Consider the following 3822-nt stretch of genomic DNA (forward strand, 5'->3'; position numbering starts at 1 on the left):
CGGGCGCGGATCGCGCTGGTGCTCGGCGCGGGCGGCGCGGCGCTCTTCTATGGCGACGCGATCATCACTCCGGCGCTGTCGGTGCTGTCGGCGATGGAGGGGCTGCGCACCATCCCCAATATGGCCGCGGTGTTCGACGAGACGACGGTGCGGGCCTTGACCATTGGCATCCTGGTCGGCCTGTTCGTGATCCAGGCGCGCGGCACGGCGCAGGTGTCGCGGCTGTTCGGGCCGATCTGCATCCTGTGGTTCCTGGCGATCGCCGCGCTGGGGGTGTGGCACATCGCCGACGAGCTTTCGATCGTGCGCGTCTTCCTGCCCTGGTATGGCATCGAGCTGCTGGCGACGCACGGCACCACCGGGTTGTTCGTGCTGGGCGCCGTGTTCCTGACCGTTACCGGGGCGGAGGCGCTGACCGCCGACATGGGGCATTTCGGGCTGAAGCCGATCCGGCTCGGCTGGTTCCTGCTTGCCTTTCCGGCGCTGGCGCTCAACTATCTCGGCCAGGGGGCGTTCGCGCTCGCCTCGCTGGAGCGCGCGGCGGCGGCGCATCGGGTGTTCACCAACGACGACTGGTTCTTCCTGATGGCCCCGGCGAACCTCCGGCCGTGGCTGGTGGTGCTGGCCGGTGCCGCCACCGTCATCGCCAGTCAGGCGGTGATCACCGGGGCGTTCTCGCTGACCCAGCAGGCGGTGCAGCTGGGGCTGTTGCCGCGGCTGCGGCTGCGGCAGACCTCGGCCGATTTCGCCGGACAGATCTACCTGCCGGCGATCAACTGGCTGCTGCTGGCGGGCGTGCTGGTGCTGGTGGCGCAGTTCCGCACCTCGTCCGACATGGCCGCCGCCTATGGCATCGCCGTGACTGGCACGATGGTGATCACCACCTGCCTCGCCTATCTCGTCGTGCGGCACAGCTGGCATTGGTCGCGCGGACTGGCGGTGGCGGTGATCCTGCCGTTCCTGGCGCTCGACTGCGTGTTCTTCGGCGCGAACGTGCTGCGCGTGGTCGAAGGCGGCTGGGTGCCGCTGGCGGTCGCCGCCGCAATCGGCCTGCTGGTGGCGACCTGGGTGCGCGGGCGCGGCATCGTCCGCCGCTTCGAGGGCGAACAGGCGGTACCGCTCGCCGACCTCGCCGCCGCGCTCGCCAAGCGCCCGCCGGAGCGGGTGGCGGGAACGGCGGTGTTCCTGACCGGCAATCCCGATGCCGCGCCGGGCGCGCTGCTCCACAACCTCAAGCACAACAAGGTGCTGCACGAAAAGAACGTCGTGGTCTCGGTCCGCACCGCCGACCGGCCGGCCGTCGAGCCGGAGCATCGCCGCGAGGTGAAGCGGATCGACGACAATTTTACCGTCGTCCTGCTGCGCTACGGCTTCATGGAGCAGCCCGACGTACCCGCTGACCTGGGCATGGGCGGCAAGGGCGAGCGGCGCGGGCTCGACCCGATGCGCACCAGCTTCTTCATCGGCCGCAACACGCTGAAGCCCGATCCCGAACAGGGGATGCCGCTGTGGCAGGACCGATTGTTCATGTTCCTCCAGCGCAATGCCAGCGACCCGACCGAATTCTTGCGCATCCCGCCGGGCAAGGTGCTGGAACTGGGCGAGCAGGTGTCGGTCTAGCCGACCGGCACGACCAGTCCCAGCCGTTCGCCAGCGCTGCGTGGCAGGGTGAACTCGACATCGCGGTTGGCGAAGTCGATCTTCACGCGGCGGAACAGCCGCAGCGCATCCATCCCCAGCATCAGCGCCGGCCGGCTGGTGAGGCCGAAGCGGTGGAACGGCGTCGCGTCGGCGATCGCGACCGGTACGTTGGCGAGGCCGATGCCGCCGATCGTCAGGTCGCTGACCAGATACGCCTGCGCCTCCAGCGTCAGGCCAGTGACCGAGATCGACGAGGTCGGCCCGAGCGGTCGCGCCCGGCCCGCCATCATCGCCAGCAGCGCCGGATTGCCGACCGTCATCGCCGCGCCGGTGTCGATCACCACCGCGATCCGCTTGCCCCGCCAGCGTGCGTCGGTGACGATCAGCTGGCCGAACAGCGGACGCGCGACGACCACGATCTCGCCGCCATGGCTGCCGGCGACCACCCGCCGCTTGCGCGATGGCCGCACCGTCATCGCCGACCGGTCGAAGTCGATGTCGATGCTGTGACCCTGCAGCGTGTCGATGCCGAGCATCCCCGCCGCGCCGATGTTGCGCGCCTCCAGCAGCGGCGCGGTGATGGTCGGCTGCACCAGCGTGCTGACGCTGAGCTGCGGGATCAGCACCGAGCCGACCGCGCTCGGCCCGGTCATCGCGACCACGCGCAGCTCCGGTCCCGGATCGAGGCCGAGCTGCGCCGCCAGCTGCCGCGAGACGACGGTGCGCTCGGCACCAGTGTCGATGATGAACGGCCAGGGTCCATGGCTGCCGATCGAGACCGGCACGGTCATCCGGTCCTGCGACGTGCCGAGCAGCAGCGCCGTTTCGGTCACCGTATCGCCGGCAGGATCGCTCGCCACGGGCGCAATCGGGACCGCGACCTGCTGCGCCGTCAGCGGACCAGGCACAAGCAACAGCATCGCCGCCAACAAGACGCGCCTTCTCTCCATTGCCGGAGGATGCGCCTGATCGGCCGGAACGACAACGAAAAAGCCGCAAACCTCTCGGCTGCGGCTCGTGACGGATCAATCGTCGGCCAGCCCGGTGCCCGGGCCGCCGCGCGGCTTACTTGATCTTGGCTTCCTTGAACTCGACATGCTTGCGCACGACGGGATCATATTTCTTGAAGCTCAGCTTCTCGGTCTTGGTCCGCGGGTTCTTCTTGGTGACGTAGAAGAAGCCGGTGTCGGCGGAGCTGACGAGCTTGATCTTGACGGTGGTCGGCTTGGCCATGAGCCCTATCCTGCGATGGTGAGGAAACGGCGGCACGCGCCACCGCTCAATCAGCGGTCGCGCATGGCCCAACCGGGTGGCCGAGTCAATCGCGCGCGCCTTAACGCGGTTTTCACGACAGCGGGTGCAGCCATGTCCGTAACGACAGACAGGAGGGCATGATGCTGGAGGGCAGGATGGCGGCAGGCGACGGCGCGAGCGGAGCGATCGAAAGCGTCAGGGCGGACCTCGCCGCCCGGATCGCTGCGATCGACGGCCGTGCCCCTTACGCGATGGCGCGAGACCTGGCCCCGGATGTCGACGCGATCCGGGTGATAGCGCATCGTCACGGCCTCAACCCTGCGGTGACCGTTGCGCATTTCCTCGACTGGGCGCTGTCGCACGGCGAGCGCGGCACGTTGCTGCACGGCTGGCTGGCGATGCTGAGCGATGCGGTGGCGAGCGAGCGGCAGGACGTCGCCGCCTGCGACGCGTTCGCCGCCGCCTGCTCGGTCCGGCTCGCCGCCGCGTGAGAGATTAGTCGCCGATGGACGCGCTGATGGCGGCGCTGGTCGCTGCGGTGCTGGCCGGCATCGGTGACAAGCCGGCATGGCTCGCCGCCATCCTTGCCGATCGGTACCGCCGTCCCGGCGTGGTGATCGCCGCGGCGGTGCTGGCGCTGGCGGCCGCGAGCGGGCTCGCCGCGACCTTCGGTGGCGTGCTCGGCCCCAGGTTCGCCGGAGGCCAAGCAGTTGATGCTGGCCCTGGCGCTGCTACTGCAGGGCGGCGGCGCGCTGGGTCGAGTCAAGTCGCCCGAGCGGCTCGATACCTGGCGGATCGGCGCGTTCGCGACCTCGCTGCTGGGGCTGTTCATCCTGGCGTTCGGCGACGGCGTCCAGTTCGTGGTGCTGACGCTGGCCGCGCGCACGCCGCTGCCGTGGCTGGCGGCGGTCGGCGGCGCGGCCGGCA

4 protein-coding genes and 2 pseudogenes are annotated in these 3822 nt (G+C 69.8%); 4 read left to right on the forward strand and 2 right to left on the reverse strand.

The window, feature by feature from the left end:
- Window positions 1-1620: potassium transporter Kup (locus tag HUU96_RS12890; RefSeq protein ID WP_174293169.1), on the forward strand; the 1620-nt coding region annotated here is incomplete at its 5' end.
- Here the strand turns inward: HUU96_RS12890 and HUU96_RS12895 are convergent.
- Both HUU96_RS12895 and rpmG read right to left on the reverse strand, forming a co-directional pair.
- Window positions 1617-2501 carry an aspartyl protease family protein gene (locus tag HUU96_RS12895; RefSeq protein WP_174293170.1) on the reverse strand — a complete coding sequence of 295 codons (885 nt, stop codon included), beginning with the start codon at window positions 2499-2501 and terminating at the stop codon, window positions 1617-1619. The genes HUU96_RS12890 and HUU96_RS12895 overlap by 4 nt on opposite strands.
- A gap of 205 nt (window positions 2502-2706) precedes the next feature.
- Window positions 2707-2874, reverse strand: coding sequence for a 50S ribosomal protein L33 (rpmG, locus tag HUU96_RS12900; RefSeq protein WP_066648079.1), 168 nt, complete (start codon window positions 2872-2874; stop codon window positions 2707-2709).
- Between the two features lie 161 nt (window positions 2875-3035).
- Here rpmG and HUU96_RS12905 point away from each other — a divergent pair, with 161 nt between their 5' ends.
- The 3 genes and pseudogenes from HUU96_RS12905 to HUU96_RS15195 all read left to right on the forward strand — a co-directional run.
- Window positions 3036-3386 carry a hypothetical protein gene (locus tag HUU96_RS12905; RefSeq protein WP_254605220.1) on the forward strand — a complete coding sequence of 117 codons (351 nt, stop codon included), beginning with the start codon at window positions 3036-3038 and terminating at the stop codon, window positions 3384-3386.
- Between the two features lie 26 nt (window positions 3387-3412).
- Window positions 3413-3526, forward strand: a pseudogene (locus HUU96_RS15190) (TMEM165/GDT1 family protein); the annotation flags it as partial.
- Window positions 3527-3608: 82 nt separating this feature from the next.
- Window positions 3609-3822: pseudogene (locus tag HUU96_RS15195) on the forward strand (TMEM165/GDT1 family protein); the annotation flags it as partial.

This window comes from Sphingomonas bacterium, assembly GCF_903644135.1.
In the GTDB taxonomy this organism is placed as follows: Bacteria; Pseudomonadota; Alphaproteobacteria; order Sphingomonadales; family Sphingomonadaceae; genus Sphingomonas.